Genomic DNA, 16515 nt, shown 5'->3' on the forward strand with positions numbered 1-16515 from the left:
AGAGGATGAAACATAGTAGGCAATTCAATTGTGTGCAATTTAATTGACCGCACTGATGACACCTCATCAACACTCTGTAGGAGCGAGCTTGCTCGCGAAAAACTCAAGGACACCGGGCTGAACCAGAATGCCCGTGTAATCGTTGACGACTTTCGCGAGCAAGCTCGCTCCTACAGGGGCCCGCCGTCAGTCGAGTTAACGGGGTACAAGGTCCAGGCACACCGAGTTGATGCAATACCGCAGCCCCGTCGGCGGCGGACCGTCCGGGAACACATGGCCCAGATGCGCATCGCATTTGGCGCAGGTGACTTCGGTGCGGATCATGCCGTGGCTGACGTCACGGATCTCGATCATTGCGCTGTCGGCGATCGGCGCGTAGAAACTCGGCCAGCCGCAGCCGGAGTCAAACTTGGTGGTCGAATCGAACAGTGGCGCATTGCAGCAGATGCAGTGATACACCCCATCGGTCCGGGTCTCATTGTACTTGCCGCTGAAAGGGCGCTCGGTGCCCTTGAGACGGCACACGTTGTACTGCTCCGGATCGAGCATTGCCTTCCATTCTTCAACGGTTTTCTGCAACTTTTCCATCGGTACACCTCGGCAACTGAAAAAGCCTGATCTGTATCTTTTCCATGGATCAGGCGGCACGTATGATTGCGCCTCTTCAAAACGCCAGTCTGGCACCCGCGCTACCGGCATTCAAACGTATTTATGGGTGCGGGCCTTGCAGCATTCACAGTACGGTAGTGCCCACACCGTCTGGATCGTTCATTTTCAGGATCACATCGCCATGCAGGTCAGCAAATCGAACAAGCTCGCCAACGTCTGCTACGACATTCGCGGCCCGGTGCTCAAGCACGCCAAGCGCCTGGAAGAGGAAGGCCATCGCATCCTCAAGCTGAACATCGGCAACCCGGCGCCCTTTGGTTTCGAAGCGCCGGATGAAATCCTCCAGGATGTGATCCGCAACCTGCCCACCGCCCAGGGCTACAGCGACTCCAAGGGCCTGTTCAGCGCGCGCAAGGCCGTGATGCAGTACTACCAGCAGAAGCAGGTCGAAGGCGTCGGCATCGAAGACATCTACCTGGGTAATGGCGTGTCCGAGCTGATCGTGATGTCCATGCAGGCCCTGCTCAACAACGGCGACGAAGTGCTGGTGCCAGCACCCGACTACCCACTGTGGACCGCCGCCGTGACCCTGGCCGGCGGCCACCCGGTGCACTACCTGTGCGACGAGGGCGCCGACTGGTTCCCGGACCTGGCCGACATCAAGGCCAAGATCACACCGAACACCAAGGCCCTGGTGATCATCAACCCGAACAACCCCACCGGTGCGGTGTACTCCAGGGAAGTGCTGCTGGGCATGCTCGAGTTGGCACGCCAGCACAACCTGGTGGTGTTCTCCGACGAGATCTACGACAAGATCCTCTACGACGATGCGGTGCATATCTGCACCGCTTCCCTGGCGCCGGACCTGCTGTGCCTGACCTTCAACGGCCTGTCCAAGTCCTACCGCGTAGCGGGCTTCCGCTCCGGCTGGATCGCGATTTCCGGGCCCAAGCACAATGCCCAGAGCTACATCGAAGGCATCGACATGCTGGCCAACATGCGCCTGTGCGCCAACGTGCCGAGCCAGCACGCAATCCAGACCGCCCTCGGCGGCTACCAGAGCATCAATGACCTGGTCCTGCCCCAGGGCCGTCTGCTGGAACAGCGCAACCGCACCTGGGAGTTGCTCAATGCAATCCCGGGCGTGAGCTGCGTCAAGCCCATGGGCGCGCTGTACGCCTTCCCGAGGATCGACCCGAAGGTCTGCCCGATCCTCAACGACGAGAAGTTCGTGCTCGACCTGCTGCTCTCGGAAAAGCTGCTGGTGGTCCAGGGCACGGCGTTCAACTGGCCGTGGCCGGATCACTTCCGAGTGGTGACCCTGCCGCGCGTGGATGACCTGGACATGGCCATTGGCCGTATCGGCAACTTCCTCAAGTCCTATCGCCAGTAACCGGCATGGCGCTGTACGACCGGCATTCGGTCGTACAGCGATTATCTGGCAACACTTCTCTGGCTATACACTTTCCCCGTACTGCACTTGCGTTTCTACATCCATAAGCCCCTGTAGTTACGGGGCCGCAAGGCAAAAAGTGGCTTTTCACGGGTAGTATTCATCATCGGAAAATCCCTTCAAGGCTCTACATTCAGGCTGTAGGACACAGTTTGAAATAGTCGCTCGGTTGAATCACCCCAAGCCGCACCTTATATACCCCGCAGTACGCGACATATTAAGCATGAGGAGAACTCTACAACCATGATGCGCATCCTGCTGTTCTTGGCCACCAACCTGGCGGTCGTGCTGATTGCCAGCATCACCCTGAGCCTTTTTGGCTTCAACGGGTTCATGGCGGCCAACGGGGTTGATCTGAACCTCAATCAGCTGCTGATTTTCTGTGCGGTCTTTGGTTTTGCCGGTTCGCTGTTCTCGCTGTTCATCTCCAAGTGGATGGCGAAGATGAGCACCAGCACCCAGGTCATCACTCAACCACGCACCCGCCATGAACAATGGCTGATGCAGACCGTGGAGCAGTTGTCTCAGGAAGCAGGTATAAAAATGCCCGAGGTCGGGATTTTCCCTGCTTACGAGGCCAACGCCTTTGCGACGGGCTGGAACAAGAACGACGCCCTTGTGGCGGTCAGCCAAGGGCTGCTCGAGCGATTCTCTCCCGATGAGGTGAAGGCGGTCCTCGCGCACGAGATCGGCCACGTAGCCAACGGCGACATGATTACCCTTGCGCTGGTGCAGGGCGTGGTGAACACCTTCGTGATGTTCTTTGCGCGGATCATCGGCAACTTTGTCGACAAGGTGATCTTCAAGAACGAAGGCGGCCGCGGGATCGCCTACTTCGTAGCGACCATCTTTGCCGAAGTGGTACTGGGCTTCCTGGCCAGCGCGATTGTGATGTGGTTCTCGCGCAAACGAGAGTTCCGTGCAGACGAAGCCGGCGCACGCCTGGCTGGCACCAGTGCAATGATCAGTGCGCTGCAGCGCCTGCGCTCCGAACAGGGCCTGCCGGTGCATATGCCCGACAGCCTGACCGCCTTTGGCATCAACGGTGGTGTCAAGCAGGGCCTGGCTCGCATGTTCATGAGCCACCCGCCGCTGGAAGAGCGTATCGACGCGCTGCGTCGTCGGGGCTGATACCCGGTAATGCAAAAGGGGCGATTGGATCGCCCCTTTTTTTGTGCGCGGGTTTTACACCTTGATGAGTCGATAAACGCGCTCTTCAAGGCACGTAACACCGTCCTGCACGAACTTCCAGCTCTCACCCAGGATATCCTGGGCTTCGAGCACCTCCAGGCTCCACTGCAAACCCAGCAGCACCCTCACCTCATCATCCGGCACCGCAAAGGGCGGGCCGGCTTTTTGCGTCTGGTCGTAGTCCAGGGTGATCAGCAACCCCTGGCAGCCTGGCCGCAGCAGGCTATTCAACTGCTCGGTGTACTGCGCACGCATCAACGGCGGCAGGGCGATCAGTGCGGCACGGTCGTAGAGCGCAGTGCAGTCGGCCAGTGCCCCGGCGTCCAAGGCAAAGAAATCGCCGCACCATATTTCGATCAAATCAGCCTGGTACACCTTGAACACGCCGTGCCGAGTGATGCGCGGCTTCAGGTTCTGCTCGCCGAAAAAGGCTTCCACGGCCTGCTCCGACAGTTCAACGCCGAGTACGTGATAGCCGTTGCTGGCCAGCCACATCAGGTCCAGGCTTTTACCACACAGCGGCACCAGCACCTTGGCGCCCTGGGCAAGGCCCAGCGCAGGCCAATACCGCAACAGGTAAGGATTGACCTCGGGCAGGTGAAAGCCGATCTGATTGCGCGCCCAGCGCTCCTGCCAAAATTTGGGCTCCATGGAATCACCTCCGAAAATTCGATCAAAAACCGCTAAAACTTATATTAGATTTAGATCAATGATCTGATTGAAGATGGGCCCATGTTAACCCTCAGGACCTTCCTTATGTTGCCCAGCCTGTTTATCTCCCACGGATCGCCCATGCTTGCCCTGCAACCCGGCGCCAGCGGCCCCGCCCTGAAGCGCCTGGCCGCTGAACTGCCACGGCCGAAGGCAATTGTGGTGGTGTCGGCACATTGGGAAAGCCAGGAACTGCTGGTCAGCGGCAGTGCTGCGCCCGAGACCTGGCACGACTTCGGCGGTTTCCCCCGGGAGCTGTTCGCCGTGCAGTACCCGGCACCGGGCGACCCGCAATTGGCCGGCGAAATTGTCGAACTGCTTCATGCCGACGGCTTGAATGCGCGAATCGATGAGCGCCGCCCTTTTGACCATGGCACCTGGGTGCCGCTCTCGCTGATGTACCCGGCAGCGGATATCCCAGTGGTGCAAGTCTCCTTGCCCAGTCACATGGGCCCTGCCCTGCAAACCCGCGTCGGGCATGCCTTGGCCAGCTTGCGCGAACAGGGCGTGCTGTTGATCGGCTCCGGCAGCATCACCCATAACCTGGGCGAGCTGAACTGGCAGGCCGGACCTGAGAGTATCGAGCCTTGGGCACGCGACTTCCGTGACTGGATGGTGGAGACACTCGCCGCCAACGACGAGGCGGCCTTGCATGATTACCGTCGCCAGGCGCCCCACGCCGTACGCAGCCATCCCAGCGACGAACATTTGTTGCCGCTGTACTTTGCGCGCGGCGCAGGGGGTGACTTCAGCGTTGCACACCAGGGGTTCACCATGGGCGCGCTGGGTATGGACATCTACCGCTTCGGTTAACCGCGGACAAAAAAAATCCCCGAACCAGTCGGGGATTTTTTATGTGCGATCAATCAGCCCGAGGGCGGATCAATCTTCGCGGTAGCGACGCAGCTTCAATTGCTTGCCGGCAACGCGGGTGTCTTTCAGCTTGGCCAGCAGTTTTTCCAGACCGTCTTCCGGCAGCTCCACCAGGGAGAAGCTGTCACGGACCTGGATGCGACCGATGGCTTCACGTGCCAGGCCACCCTCGTTGAGGATAGCGCCCAGCAGGTTCTTGGCAGCGATACCATCCCGCGCGCCCAGCGCGGTACGGCAACGGGCACGGCCTTCAGCCAATGGAACCGGAGCGCGACGCTCACGGTCACCACGGTCCGGACGGTCGCCGGTACGTTCTGGACGATCACCGCGTGGCGCGTTGTTCGGCACCAGTGGGCGCTCTTTCTCGATGGCTGCCAGGGTCAGGGCCTGACCGTTGGTAGCCTTGCGCAGCAGGGCTGCAGCCAGGGCACGCGGGGTGCAACCGATATCGGCGGTCAGGCGGTCCAGCAGGTCGCCGTGGGTCGATTCAGCGTCAGCCACCAGGGGCGACAGGCTGTTGGTCAGTTTCTTGATGCGGGCATCGAGAACGGCCTGGGCATCCGGCAGGCGGACTTCGGCGACTTTCTGACCGGTTACACGCTCGATCACTTGCAGCATGCGGCGCTCACGTGGCGTCACCAGCAGCAGTGCACGACCTTCGCGACCGGCACGGCCGGTACGGCCGATACGGTGAACGTAGGATTCCGGATCGTAAGGCATGTCAACGTTGAACACGTGGGTGATACGCGGAACGTCGAGACCACGGGCCGCTACGTCGGTCGCCACAACGATGTCCAGGCGGCCATCCTTGAGGGAGTCGATCACGCGCTCACGTTGGTTCTGGGCAATGTCACCGTTCAGCGCAGCGGCTTTGTAGCCTTTGGCTTCCAGGGCACTGGCCAGGTCCAGGGTCGCTTGCTTGGTACGCACGAACATGATCAGGGCATCGAAGTCTTCGACTTCCAGCAGGCTCAATACAGCCGAGGTCTTCTGGTCAGCGTGAACCAACAGGTGAGCCTGTTCGATCGCGGTAACGGTCTGAGTCTTGGTCTGGATCTTCACGTGTTGCGGATCGCGCAGATGGCGTTCGGCAATGGCACGGATCGACTGTGGCAGGGTAGCCGAGAACAGGACGGTCTGACGGGTCGGTGGCAGTGCCTTGAAGATGACTTCCAGGTCATCCATGAAGCCCAGCTTCAACATTTCGTCGGCTTCGTCCAGAACCAGGTGGTTCACGGTCGACAGGACTTTTTCGTCGCGACGCAGGTGGTCGCACAGACGGCCCGGGGTGGCCACGACGATCTGAGCGCCATTACGGATGGCTTTTAGTTGCGGGCCCATCGGCGCGCCGCCGTAGACGGCAACAACGGTAACGCCTGGCATTTGCTTGGCGTAGGTTTCAAAAGCGGTTGCTACTTGCAGCGCCAACTCACGCGTTGGCGCCAGGATCAGGGCTTGCGGCTCGCGCTTGGCAGGATCGATGCAGTGCAGGATAGGCAGGGCGAACGCGGCGGTTTTACCGGTACCGGTTTGCGCCTGGCCAATCATGTCCTGGCCGGCCATGATGATCGGGATCGATTGCTGCTGAATCGCCGAAGGTTCTTCGTAGCCGGTCGCGATGACGGCAGCGAGAATGTTCGGGTTAAGATTAAAAGCGGCGAAGCCGCCGGTTTCCTGGGTCATGGGTCTGCCTCTAAGTGCATCCGCAAAGACCCATGCTCCAAAGCTGCGCATGCCGTGTTGAGACTCAAGAGTCGCCCTGGCTGCTTTGTCGGCGGGGATTTGCGAAAACGAATGAATGAAAAAGATTCGTCAAGGGAGAGTCCGCTGTGCGGACGTGCAGCCGAAGCTGACTTCGGGGAATTGCGCTACCTAAACGCGGCCCGGTTAAAGGCCGGCGCGCACTATACCGGAAATACCTGAAAAAGGGAGCTTTTTTTATCGCCAGGCGCCGATAAACCGCGCTGCATCACAGTCTTTGCAGATAAGCGCGGCAGGGTCTATTTTTCAAAGGCCCGGCCCTGCTGGTCATAACGCTTAAACGGTTCACCTTGCATCGAGACCCTTTGGTCTGAAACCCTTCATTGCGCCCGAGGGAACACCCGATGAATCAAGCCAGCAGCAGCCGCGTCAGCCGTGAACTCCAGGGCCATGTCCTGCTGTTGGGCCTGGATCGGGTCGCCAAGCGCAACGCCTTTGACCTGGACTTGCTCAATGAGCTGAGCCTGGCTTATGGCGAATTTGATCGAAATGACGAAGCACGGGTGGCCGTAGTATTTGCCCACGGCGACCACTTCACCGCGGGCCTGGACCTGGCCAATGTCAGCGCCGTGATGGCTGGAGGCTGGCAACCGCCCCTGGGCGGTTGCGATCCCTGGGGCGTTTTCGCCGGCCCCAGGGTCAGCAAACCGGTGATCGTCGCGGCCCAGGGCTACTGCCTGACCATCGGTATCGAGTTGATGCTCGCGGCGGATATCAACCTGTGCGCGAGCAATACCCGCTTTGCGCAGATGGAAGTGCAACGTGGGATTTTTCCGTTTGGAGGCGCGACATTGCGCTTTCATCAGATCGCCGGCTGGGGCAACGCCATGCGCTGGCTGCTCACCGGCGATGAGTTCGACGCCCACGAAGCCCTGCGCCTGGGCCTGGTGCAGGAAGTCATGGCCAGTGAAGACCTGCTGCCCCGTGCCATCGAACTCGCCAGCCGCATCGCGCGCCAGGCGCCGCTTGGCGTCCAGGCCACCTTGATGTCGGCCCGCCTGGCACACATGGAAGGCGAAACCGTTGCCGCCGCCGCGCTGCCGCCGATGGTGGATAAATTGCTGAACAGCGAGGATGCCAAGGAAGGCGTGCGGGCGATGGTCGAGAAACGGCCAGGGGTGTTCAAGGGCATCTAGCTTATGTAGCCGGACGAATCGCCTTGATCAACGGCTGCAACGAATAGCCCAGACGCGGCGCCAACAACTCAGCCCGAGTAGAAAGCGCATCCAGATCCAGAGCCTGGTCCAGCTCCGAAGGCACCAACAGGATCACATTGCCCTCCTTCACCGGCAGTTCCCAATAATGCCGGTGGTACAAACCACGCAGCAGCGCCGCGCCCAAGGGTTTGCCATCATCGGTCGCCCACTGGTTGATCACCAGCCAACCGCCGGGGTTGAGTTTCTTCTGGCAGTTTTCCAGGAAGGTCCAGGCCAGGTGTCCGACGCCGGGACCGACATCCGTGTAGAGGTCGACGAAAATCAGGTCCGCCGATTCAGCGCTCTCCAACAATTCCAAGGCGTCGCCGATGCGGATATACAGGCGCGGATCATCATCCAGCCCCAGGTATTCGATGGCCAGGCGCGGCACATCGGGGCGCAGCTCGATGGCTTCGACATCCTCCAGCGGCAGGAACTTGAGGCACGCCTGTGTCAAGGTGCCAGCTCCCAGGCCGAGGAACAGTGCGCTCTCCGGCTGCTCATGGCACAACGCACCGATCAGCATCGCGCGGGTGTAGTCGTACTCCAGCCAGCTCGGGTCAGCGGTGAACACGCAGCTTTGCTCGATGGCGTCGCCAAACTCGAGAAACCGGTAATCGGCCACCTCGAGTACACGAATCATGCCGAAATCATCATGGACTTCGGCCAGCAGGCGCTCGACACGCTCCTCGCTCATCACTACTCCTAAAGGGTCTACCCCACGGCAAAGGCGCGATTGTCGGCCAACCGGCGGCAACAGGTCACGCACTAATTGCTGATAACATTGGCGCCCGACCGTCAACCACCCAATCGAGTTCATGATGAGCCAACCCTGGAGCCCCGACAGCTGGCGCGCCCTGCCAATCCAGCAACAACCCCAGTACCCGGACGCTGCGCACTTGTTGCAAGTGGAGCAGAGCCTGGCCAGCTATCCGCCGTTGGTGTTTGCCGGGGAAGCCCGCGAGTTGCGCCGTCAGTTTGCCGAGGTGACCCAGGGTCGCGCGTTCCTGCTGCAAGGTGGCGACTGCGCCGAGAGCTTTGCAGAGTTCTCCGCCGCAAAAATCCGCGACACCTTCAAGGTGCTGCTGCAGATGGCCATCGTGATGACCTTCGCTGCCGGCTGCCCGGTGGTGAAAGTCGGGCGCATGGCCGGCCAGTTCGCCAAGCCGCGCTCGGCCAACGATGAGACCCTCGACGGCATCACCCTGCCCGCCTACCGTGGCGACATCGTCAACGGCATCGGTTTCGACGAAAAAAGCCGCGTGCCGGACCCGGACCGCCTGCTGCAGTCCTACCACCAGTCCACCGCCACCCTCAACCTGCTGCGCGCCTTTGCCCAGGGCGGTTTTGCCGACCTGCACCAGGTGCACAAGTGGAACCTGGACTTTATCGCCAACTCCGCCCTCGCGGAAAAATACAGCCAGTTGGCCGACCGCATCGACGAAACCCTGGCCTTCATGCGCGCCTGCGGCATGGACAGCTCGCCACAGTTGCGCGAAACCAGCTTTTTCACCGCCCATGAAGCGCTGCTGCTCAACTACGAACAAGCCTTCGTGCGCCGCGACAGCCTGACCAACGACTACTACGACTGCTCGGCCCACATGCTGTGGATCGGCGACCGCACCCGTCAGTTGGATGGCGCCCATGTCGAATTCCTGCGCGGGGTGAACAACCCAATCGGCGTGAAGGTCGGCCCGAGCATGAACCCGGACGACCTGATCCGCCTGATCGACATCCTCAACCCCGACAACGACCCCGGCCGCCTCAACCTGATCGCGCGCATGGGCGCAGGCAAAGTCGGCGACCACCTGCCCAAGCTGATTCGCGCGGTGCAGCGCGAAGGCAAGCAGGTGCTGTGGAGCTCCGATCCGATGCACGGCAACACCATCAAGGCCAGCAGCGGCTACAAGACCCGCGACTTTGCGCAGATCCTCGGCGAGGTCAAGGAGTTCTTCCAGGTGCACCAGGCCGAGGGCACGTATGCCGGCGGGATTCATATCGAGATGACCGGGCAGAACGTCACCGAGTGCATCGGCGGCGCGCGGCCGATCACCGAAGATGGCTTGTCGGACCGTTACCACACCCACTGCGACCCAAGGATGAACGCCGATCAGTCGCTGGAGTTGGCGTTCCTGATTGCCGAAACGTTGAAGCAGGTCAAACGCTAGCAGACGTTTGGAAAATAGGGCTTGTTGTGGCAAGCCCGCTCGCCACGCAAGTACCTTCCTCCTACACGTGCAGCATGGCTAACCGCAACCGGTCGGCACTCGGCCGCTGGCAATTGAGCTGCACCTGTTCCAGCCCCAGCCAGTCGGCCATTTGCCGCAGGTTCAGGGCCAGCGCCTGCATCCCCTCATCATCCAGCCCCGGCTCCTCTTCGTGCACCCCATGCACGGCCAGGCGCCCGTTGGCGCGCTCGGCCCGCAGGTCGATACGTGCAGCGATCCGCTCGTTGTGCAAAAACGGCAGCACGTAGTAGCCGTACACCCGTTTGTGTTGCGGGGTGTAGATCTCCAGGCGGTAGCGGAAATCGAACAGGCGCTCGGTGCGGCTACGCTCCCAGACCAGCGAGTCGAAGGGCGACAGCAGTGCGCTGGCCGACACCTTGCGTGGCACTTTGGGCTCGGGCAGGCAGTATGCTGCCTGCTTCCAGCCTTGCACCTGGCACACCTGCAATTGCCCGTCCTCGACCAACTCCGCCAGGCGACTGCGACTGTCGGCGGGGTCAAGGCGGAAGTAGTCGCGCAGGTCTTTTTCGGTGCCTACACCCAGGGCGATGGCGCTGTGCAGCAACAGGCCACGCTGGGCCTCGGCCTCGGTCAATGGCGTCTGCTGGAGGATGTCAGCCGGGATGACGCGCTCGGGCAAGTCATACAGCCTCTCGAAACCACGCCTGCCGGCAACGGTCACCAGGCCGGCGGCGAACAGCCACTCCAGCGCATGCTTTTCATCGCTCCAGTCCCACCAGGGTCCGGCTCGCTCTTCGCGGGTCGACAAACTGCCCGCGCCCAGCGCGCCCTGCTGTTCGACAGTCTGCAAAACACGCTGGATCGTGGCCTGTTGCTCACGACCGAAGCGCGCCATCTGCGAATAGATGCCCCGTCCCTGCTGCGCCCGCTCCATACGCCAACGCATCAAGGGATACAACGCCATCGGCAGCAACGAGGCCTCGTGCCCCCAATACTCAAACAGCGAACGCCGCCGGCCCTGGCTCCAGGCCGCCTGTTCAAGCATCAACGGCGAGTAACCGCCCAGGCGGGAAAACAGCGGCAAGTAATGAGAGCGCACCAGCGCATTGACCGAGTCAATCTGCAACACGCCCAAGCGCTGGATCACGCGGTTGATGTGCGCAGCTTTTATCAGTACGGGCGCCTGGCGCCCGGAAAATCCCTGGGCCGCCAGCGCCATGCGCCGAGCTTGCTTGAGGGAAAAAGACAGGTCGGCGGCCATGAGGTTCTCCATGTGGGCTCGCCAACCACCCTACTGCATCCGGGGTCATTTTCGCAGCGGGTCTTGCCAGAAATGCAGATGGCGATCCTGCTCAACGTCGCCGCGATTGAGCCCGATGTCCTTGAGCGCATCATCGCTCAAGCTGGCCAGGACCTGACGCTCCCCATGCAGCGCCTGCCAACGGGCAATCCTGTGAAACAGCCCGGAAAACGGACGTTTTGCCATCAACACAAAGCCTCTTTGACCTTTCATCTTCTCGCCCTCCAATGGGGATGACGCGAGTGTGAGCCTGGCCTTATGATCAATCCAACGAATGTTTCTTATGCAATACATCTCGGAGATTGATCAATTGTCCGACTACCCGAGCATCGACACTGAAGTGCTGCGCACCTTCGTCGCCATCGCCGACCAGGGCGGTTTCACCCGCGCCGGTGAACGGGTCAACCGCACCCAATCGGCGGTGAGCATGCAGATGAAGCGCCTGGAAGAAGACGTGCTGCAGCGCAAACTGTTCGAGCGCGATGGCCGGCAAGTGCGGCTTACCCCCGAGGGCCAAGTGCTGCTGGGCTACGCGCGGCGCATCCTGAAATTGCACAGCGAAGTGTTCAACACCCTGCGCGAGCCGCATATGGTGGGGCTGGTACGCATCGGTACACCGGATGACTACGTGATGCGCTTCCTGCCGGGGATTCTCCAGCGGTTTTCCAAGGCATACCCGCTGATCCAGATTGAGATGCACTGTGAGGCGTCCACGGTGCTGATGCAGCGCCGGGACCTGGCCCTGACCGTGATCAGCCGAGAGCCCGGGAATGATGTCGGGGAACTGTTGCGTTCCGAACGCATGGTATGGGCCGCAGCACCGTGCTTTTGCGTAGACGAGCACGACGCCCTGCCCCTCGCGATTTCCGGTGCTGACTGCCTTTACACCCAGTGGGCCCTGGGGGCACTGGATTCGGTCGAGCGCAGTTATCGCCTCGCCTATCACAGCACCAATGGGGCGGCGATCCAGGCAGTCGTCAGCGCAGGCTTGGCGGCCATGGTCAGCATGGAAAGCCTGGTGACTGCAGACCTGCGCATACTCGGCAGCGAGGAAGGGTTACCGCCCTTGCCGTCAATGAACCTGCGTTTGCTGCGTAACCCCCTGATGGCCTCACCGATCACCGATTGCCTGGCCGAGTACATCCTCGAAGGCTTCAGACTTTAAAGGTCAGCATTACCGCACACAGCACCAGGAAGCCGCAGAACAGGCCGCGCAACAGCCTTTCCGGCAGGGCGTGGGCGACTTTCACGCCCCAACTGATACTGAGCAGGCCACCGACGGCCAGGGGGATGCCGATCAGCCAGTCCACTTCGTGGTGCCAGGCATAGGTGACCAGCGTCACCCCGGTACTGGGCAGGGCCAAGGCCAGGGACAAGCCCTGGGCGACCACCTGGGTGGTGCCGAACACACTGGTGAGTACCGGCGTGGCCACCACCGCGCCGCCCACTCCGAACAAACCGCCCATGGAACCGGACGCCGCGCCCAACACGCCAAGCCAGGGCCAGGAATAACGCATGTGTGCCGTCGGCGGTGCATTGCGCGTGAACATGCGCAGCAGGTTGTAAGCCGAGAGTGTCAGCAGGAACACGATAAAGCCGATGCGCATGGCGCCTGCGTCCAGCCCCACGGCCCAGATCGAGCCGAGCCAGGCAAAGCTGAAGCCCATGATGCCCAACGGCAGGGCGTGGCGCAGTTCGATGCGATTGCGCTGGTGGTAACGCCACAGGGCCAGCATCACGTTCGGCACCACCATCACCAGCGCCGTGCCTTGGGCAAGTTGTTGGTCCAGGCCGAACCATACGCCGAGGACCGGGATCGCAATCAGCCCACCGCCAATACCAAACAGGCCACCCACCGTGCCGAGGGCCACGCCCAATACCAGATACACCGCTAAATCCAACACCGCTCGCTACTCCACATTCCCAGGCCCTGCATGCTACGCAGTCGACCCTGGCGCGGAAACGCACAGCAACGCACAATGGCTATGCCAATCTCGCATAAGCGCGTATCGATGAATCCCAACACACTGACCGATCAACTGAGCCTGTTTCTCGATGTACTGGAAACCGGCAGCTTTTCCGCCGCAGCCCGTCGCCATCCGCTGACGCCCTCGGCGGTGGCGCGGCGCATCGACAGCCTGGAAAGCTCCGTGGGCAGCCGCCTGTTCCAGCGCAGCACTCACGCGGTGGTGCCGACCCCGGCGGGCCTGGCCTTCGCCGAGCGGGCACGACGGATTGTCAGCGAGCTGCAACTGGCGCGGGCGGAAGCGGTCTCCTTGAGCCATGCACCCGAGGGCTTGATCCGCGTGGACGCACCGGCAGCATTTGGGCGACGGCATCTGGCGCCCGTGATCGCCGACTTTCTGAATGTGTACCCGGGGCTGGATGTGCACCTGCATCTGATTGACAGCTTTGTCGATATGCAGGGCGCGCACTTGGGCAAGGTCGACTTGGTGCTGCGCGCCGGGCATATCGTCGATACCCGGCTGATCGCCACGCCCCTGGCCAGTATCGTGCGCATCGCCTGCGCCAGTCCGGCCTACCTGAAAAGCCGTGGCACCCCGGCCCACCCTCGCGAATTGAGCGAGCATGACGGCCTGGACTGGGACGGCCTGGCGCCGATGTTCGCGTGGCGCTTCGAGTTGGACGGGCGACGTGCAACGCATCGCCCGCGGCGCATCCGCATGAGCGCCAACAACGCTGAAGCGCTGTTATCGGGGGCTCTCGCCGGGCTGGGGATCGCCCACCTCCCCACCTGGCTGGCCAGTGAGTACCTGGTGCGCGGCGAGTTACTGCCACTGTTTTGCCAAGACGGCCTGCCCAACCCGGAGACCACCGGGATCTATGCACTGCGCCTGGAACAGCAGCCCAATGCGCGCAGCCGGTTGCTGCTGGAATATCTCAAGTCCCGATTCAGCCCCGTGCCGCCTTGGGATCTGGCGCTGCAAAGCGGACTGGTCTGACCACCCGGACAGAATTATCTGGCGCATTAAAGATTTGCCCGCTAGATTCCAGGCAGACACGCTTTTTTGAGGCACCACCATGAGCAAAAATCCCGCCCCGTGCGAATCCCTGTTGCTGGACAACCAACTGTGTTTCGCCCTGCACTCCACGTCGCTGCTGATGACCAAGGTCTACAAACCGCTGCTGCAAGCCCTCGGCCTGACGTACCCGCAGTATCTGGCCATGATGGTGCTGTGGGAAGAAGATGGTTTGACCGTCGGTGAAATCAGCAGCCGCCTGCTGACCGACCCGGGCTCCCTGACGCCACTGCTCAAGCGACTGGAAGCCGAAGGCCTGCTCAGCCGCACCCGCAGCCGTGAAGATGAGCGCGTGGTGGTGGTGGAACTGACCGACGCCGGGCGTGCCTTGCAGGAAAGAGCCATGGGTATTCCACAGTGCATTCTCGGCGCCAGCGGTTTGGAGCTGGACCAATTGCGCAAGCTGCAGGCTGACTTGCTTGCGTTGCGGGGCAACCTGCAGAACGCGATCTGAACACGGCAAAACACTCAACCTGTGGGAGGGGGCTTGCTCCCGATAACGGTTTATCAGTCGACGAATCTTTTGACTGAAACACCGCTATCGGGAGCAAGCCCCCTCCCACATTGGTTTGCAGCGACTGAAAAATATTTATACATTTATCTTGCGCGCTAAACATTAGCGCTATACATTTACCTCACCAACTACTTAGCGCGCAAAATTTTAGTGCTAAAACCAAGAGGACGACACCATGCAAACGCTCTATACCGCAGTAGCCACCGCCACCGGCGGCCGTGATGGTCGCGCTGTTTCCAGCGACAATATCCTCGACGTCAAACTCTCCACCCCCAAGGAATTGGGCGGCGCCGGCGGCCAGGCCACCAACCCGGAACAACTGTTTGCCGCCGGTTACTCGGCCTGCTTTATCGGCGCCCTGAAATTCGTCGCCAGCCAGACCAAACGCAAAATCCCGGATGATGCCTCGATCACTGCCCACGTCGGCATCGGCCAGATCCCTGGCGGTTTCGGCCTGGATATCGACCTGCACGTCAGCCTGCCAGGCCTGGCCGAGGACGATGCGCAAAGCCTGGTCGACGCTGCGCACCAAGTCTGCCCGTACTCCAACGCCACCCGTGGCAACGTCGAAGTGCGCCTGCACGTAACCGTCTAACCACTGCCGCTGTCACTGGAGAAGAACATGAACACATTTGCCAACGTGCTGACCGGCAGCCTGCTCGCCCTGTCCGTCACTCACGCGTTTGCCGCCAATGGCGACGTTGAACATACTACCCAGGCCTTCCTGGATGTGTTGAACGCCGGCACCGGCAAACCGATGGAACAACTGACACCCACGCAAGCCCGTGCCGTACTGACGGGTGCCCAGGCCGGTGTGAAGTTGACCCTGCCCAAGGCGGACGTGAGCCAGAAGACCATTCAGGTCGATGGCCAGCCGCTGGACCTGACCATCGTGCGGCCAGCCGGGGTCAAGGGCACATTGCCGGTGTTCATGTTCTTCCACGGCGGCGGCTGGGTGTTGGGGGATTACCCGACTCACGAGCGCCTGGTGCGCGATCTGGTGGTGGGTTCGGGGGCCGTGGCGGTCTTCGTCAACTACACGCCTTCACCGGAAGCCCGCTATCCGGTGGCGATCAACCAGGCCTACGGCGCAACCAAGTGGGTCGCCGAGCATGGCAAGGACATCAACGTCGACGGCAAACGCCTGGCGGTCGCGGGTAATAGTGTCGGCGGCAATATGGCAGCCGTCGTCAGCCTGATGGCCAAGGACAAGGGCACACCTGCGATCAAGTTCCAACTGCTGTTATGGCCGGTGACCGATGCCAACTTCGAGACGGCGTCCTACAACCAGTACGCCGAAGGGCACTTCCTCACCAGGAACATGATGAAGTGGTTCTGGGACAACTACACCACCGACGCCAACCAGCGGGCCGAGATCTACGCCTCGCCGCTGCGGGCGACCACGGATCAGCTCAAGGGCTTACCGCCCGCGCTGATTCAGACCGCCGGTGCCGATGTGTTGCGTGACGAAGGCGAAGCCTATGCGCGCAAGCTGGACCAGGCCGCGGTTCCCGTGACAGCCGTGCGCTATAACGGCATGATCCACGACTACGGTTTGCTCAATGTGGTCAACCAGGTACCAGCGGTGCGTTCGGCCTTGCTGCAGGCATCCGACGAGCTGAAGCAGCACCTGAAGTAAAAAGCGGCGCCCACGAAAAAGCCCGACGCTAGGTCGGG

At 61.3% G+C, this 16515-nt stretch carries 17 protein-coding genes; 10 read left to right on the top strand and 7 right to left on the bottom strand.

Features of this window, described 5'->3' with window-relative positions:
• Nucleotides 1-195: 195 nt before the first annotated feature.
• Complete coding sequence (gene msrB, locus BB029_RS16345) at nucleotides 196-588, bottom strand: peptide-methionine (R)-S-oxide reductase MsrB (protein ID WP_065939967.1); 393 nt, start codon at nucleotides 586-588, stop codon at nucleotides 196-198.
• Nucleotides 589-790: 202 nt separating this feature from the next.
• Between msrB and BB029_RS16350 the strand changes: the two genes are divergently transcribed.
• Nucleotides 791-2002: a pyridoxal phosphate-dependent aminotransferase gene (locus BB029_RS16350; protein WP_065939968.1), complete on the top strand. Its 1212-nt coding sequence runs from the start codon at nucleotides 791-793 to the stop codon at nucleotides 2000-2002.
• A gap of 303 nt (nucleotides 2003-2305) precedes the next feature.
• Nucleotides 2306-3193 carry a protease HtpX gene (gene htpX / locus BB029_RS16355; protein ID WP_065939969.1) on the top strand — a complete coding sequence of 296 codons (888 nt, stop codon included), beginning with the start codon at nucleotides 2306-2308 and terminating at the stop codon, nucleotides 3191-3193.
• Nucleotides 3194-3247: 54 nt separating this feature from the next.
• Here the strand turns inward: htpX and BB029_RS16360 are convergent, their stop codons facing one another.
• Nucleotides 3248-3904, bottom strand: coding sequence for a thiopurine S-methyltransferase (locus tag BB029_RS16360; protein WP_065939970.1), 657 nt, complete (start codon nucleotides 3902-3904; stop codon nucleotides 3248-3250).
• 105 nt (nucleotides 3905-4009) lie between these two features.
• Between BB029_RS16360 and BB029_RS16365 the strand changes: the two genes are divergently transcribed.
• Nucleotides 4010-4777 carry a class III extradiol ring-cleavage dioxygenase gene (locus BB029_RS16365; protein ID WP_065939971.1) on the top strand — a complete coding sequence of 256 codons (768 nt, stop codon included), beginning with the start codon at nucleotides 4010-4012 and terminating at the stop codon, nucleotides 4775-4777.
• Nucleotides 4778-4846: 69 nt separating this feature from the next.
• On the opposite strand, the gene BB029_RS16370 is transcribed toward BB029_RS16365, so the two are convergent.
• A complete protein-coding gene (locus BB029_RS16370; RefSeq protein WP_017136163.1) occupies nucleotides 4847-6520 on the bottom strand; it encodes a DEAD/DEAH box helicase in 1674 nt (557 codons plus the stop codon).
• Nucleotides 6521-6942: 422 nt separating this feature from the next.
• Between BB029_RS16370 and BB029_RS16375 the strand changes: the two genes are divergently transcribed.
• Nucleotides 6943-7734, top strand: a complete 792-nt coding sequence (locus tag BB029_RS16375) for a crotonase/enoyl-CoA hydratase family protein (RefSeq protein ID WP_065924442.1) — start codon at nucleotides 6943-6945, stop codon at nucleotides 7732-7734.
• Nucleotide 7735: 1 nt separating this feature from the next.
• On the opposite strand, the gene BB029_RS16380 is transcribed toward BB029_RS16375, so the two are convergent.
• Nucleotides 7736-8491, bottom strand: a complete 756-nt coding sequence (locus BB029_RS16380) for a spermidine synthase (protein ID WP_065939972.1) — start codon at nucleotides 8489-8491, stop codon at nucleotides 7736-7738.
• Between the two features lie 124 nt (nucleotides 8492-8615).
• Between BB029_RS16380 and BB029_RS16385 the strand changes: the two genes are divergently transcribed.
• The gene (locus BB029_RS16385) at nucleotides 8616-9962 is read left to right on the top strand and encodes a class II 3-deoxy-7-phosphoheptulonate synthase (protein WP_027606994.1); all 1347 of its coding nucleotides are present in this window, start codon (nucleotides 8616-8618) and stop codon (nucleotides 9960-9962) included.
• 61 nt (nucleotides 9963-10023) lie between these two features.
• Here BB029_RS16385 and BB029_RS16390 read toward each other — a convergent pair whose 3' ends face one another.
• Nucleotides 10024-11244, bottom strand: a complete 1221-nt coding sequence (locus tag BB029_RS16390) for a winged helix-turn-helix domain-containing protein (RefSeq protein WP_065939973.1) — start codon at nucleotides 11242-11244, stop codon at nucleotides 10024-10026.
• Between the two features lie 45 nt (nucleotides 11245-11289).
• Nucleotides 11290-11496, bottom strand: coding sequence for a DUF1127 domain-containing protein (locus tag BB029_RS16395; protein WP_065924439.1), 207 nt, complete (start codon nucleotides 11494-11496; stop codon nucleotides 11290-11292).
• A gap of 70 nt (nucleotides 11497-11566) precedes the next feature.
• Here BB029_RS16395 and BB029_RS16400 point away from each other — a divergent pair, with 70 nt between their 5' ends.
• On the top strand, nucleotides 11567-12448 hold the full coding sequence (locus BB029_RS16400; protein ID WP_043293698.1) for a LysR family transcriptional regulator: 882 nt from the start codon (nucleotides 11567-11569) through the stop codon (nucleotides 12446-12448).
• Here the strand turns inward: BB029_RS16400 and BB029_RS16405 are convergent.
• A complete protein-coding gene (locus BB029_RS16405; protein WP_027606990.1) occupies nucleotides 12438-13187 on the bottom strand; it encodes a sulfite exporter TauE/SafE family protein in 750 nt (249 codons plus the stop codon). The genes BB029_RS16400 and BB029_RS16405 overlap by 11 nt on opposite strands.
• A gap of 108 nt (nucleotides 13188-13295) precedes the next feature.
• Here BB029_RS16405 and BB029_RS16410 point away from each other — a divergent pair, with 108 nt between their 5' ends.
• The 4 genes from BB029_RS16410 to BB029_RS16425 all read left to right on the top strand — a co-directional run bounded on the left by BB029_RS16410 (nucleotide 13296) and on the right by BB029_RS16425 (nucleotide 16477).
• The gene (locus BB029_RS16410; RefSeq protein ID WP_065924436.1) at nucleotides 13296-14246 is read left to right on the top strand and encodes a LysR family transcriptional regulator; all 951 of its coding nucleotides are present in this window, start codon (nucleotides 13296-13298) and stop codon (nucleotides 14244-14246) included.
• Nucleotides 14247-14325: 79 nt separating this feature from the next.
• Nucleotides 14326-14778 (top strand): MarR family winged helix-turn-helix transcriptional regulator, encoded by a 453-nt coding sequence (locus BB029_RS16415; protein WP_065939974.1) that lies wholly within the window; start codon nucleotides 14326-14328, stop codon nucleotides 14776-14778.
• A gap of 235 nt (nucleotides 14779-15013) precedes the next feature.
• A complete protein-coding gene (locus BB029_RS16420) occupies nucleotides 15014-15433 on the top strand; it encodes an organic hydroperoxide resistance protein (protein ID WP_065939975.1) in 420 nt (139 codons plus the stop codon).
• Between the two features lie 27 nt (nucleotides 15434-15460).
• Complete coding sequence (locus BB029_RS16425) at nucleotides 15461-16477, top strand: alpha/beta hydrolase (protein WP_065939976.1); 1017 nt, start codon at nucleotides 15461-15463, stop codon at nucleotides 16475-16477.
• Nucleotides 16478-16515 lie beyond the last annotated feature (38 nt).

The organism is Pseudomonas sp. S3E12, assembly GCF_001702295.1.
GTDB lineage: Bacteria > Pseudomonadota > Gammaproteobacteria > Pseudomonadales > Pseudomonadaceae > Aquipseudomonas > Aquipseudomonas marginalis.

Excerpts from the sequence above, each read along its gene's own strand:
- BB029_RS16370 (WP_017136163.1), bottom strand. The coding sequence starts at position 6,520 with ATGACCCAGGAAACCGGCGGCTTCGCCGCTTTTAATCTTAACCCGAAC.
- BB029_RS16420 (WP_065939975.1), top strand. The coding sequence starts at position 15,014 with ATGCAAACGCTCTATACCGCAGTAGCCACCGCCACCGGCGGCCGTGAT.
- BB029_RS16400 (WP_043293698.1), top strand. The coding sequence starts at position 11,567 with ATGCAATACATCTCGGAGATTGATCAATTGTCCGACTACCCGAGCATC.
- BB029_RS16380 (WP_065939972.1), bottom strand. The coding sequence starts at position 8,491 with ATGAGCGAGGAGCGTGTCGAGCGCCTGCTGGCCGAAGTCCATGATGAT.
- BB029_RS16410 (WP_065924436.1), top strand. The coding sequence starts at position 13,296 with ATGAATCCCAACACACTGACCGATCAACTGAGCCTGTTTCTCGATGTA.
- msrB (WP_065939967.1), bottom strand. The coding sequence starts at position 588 with ATGGAAAAGTTGCAGAAAACCGTTGAAGAATGGAAGGCAATGCTCGAT.
- htpX (WP_065939969.1), top strand. The coding sequence starts at position 2,306 with ATGATGCGCATCCTGCTGTTCTTGGCCACCAACCTGGCGGTCGTGCTG.
- BB029_RS16365 (WP_065939971.1), top strand. The coding sequence starts at position 4,010 with ATGTTGCCCAGCCTGTTTATCTCCCACGGATCGCCCATGCTTGCCCTG.
- BB029_RS16385 (WP_027606994.1), top strand. The coding sequence starts at position 8,616 with ATGAGCCAACCCTGGAGCCCCGACAGCTGGCGCGCCCTGCCAATCCAG.
- BB029_RS16350 (WP_065939968.1), top strand. The coding sequence starts at position 791 with ATGCAGGTCAGCAAATCGAACAAGCTCGCCAACGTCTGCTACGACATT.
- BB029_RS16375 (WP_065924442.1), top strand. The coding sequence starts at position 6,943 with ATGAATCAAGCCAGCAGCAGCCGCGTCAGCCGTGAACTCCAGGGCCAT.
- BB029_RS16360 (WP_065939970.1), bottom strand. The coding sequence starts at position 3,904 with ATGGAGCCCAAATTTTGGCAGGAGCGCTGGGCGCGCAATCAGATCGGC.
- BB029_RS16415 (WP_065939974.1), top strand. The coding sequence starts at position 14,326 with ATGAGCAAAAATCCCGCCCCGTGCGAATCCCTGTTGCTGGACAACCAA.
- BB029_RS16390 (WP_065939973.1), bottom strand. The coding sequence starts at position 11,244 with ATGGCCGCCGACCTGTCTTTTTCCCTCAAGCAAGCTCGGCGCATGGCG.
- BB029_RS16425 (WP_065939976.1), top strand. The coding sequence starts at position 15,461 with ATGAACACATTTGCCAACGTGCTGACCGGCAGCCTGCTCGCCCTGTCC.
- BB029_RS16395 (WP_065924439.1), bottom strand. The coding sequence starts at position 11,496 with ATGAAAGGTCAAAGAGGCTTTGTGTTGATGGCAAAACGTCCGTTTTCC.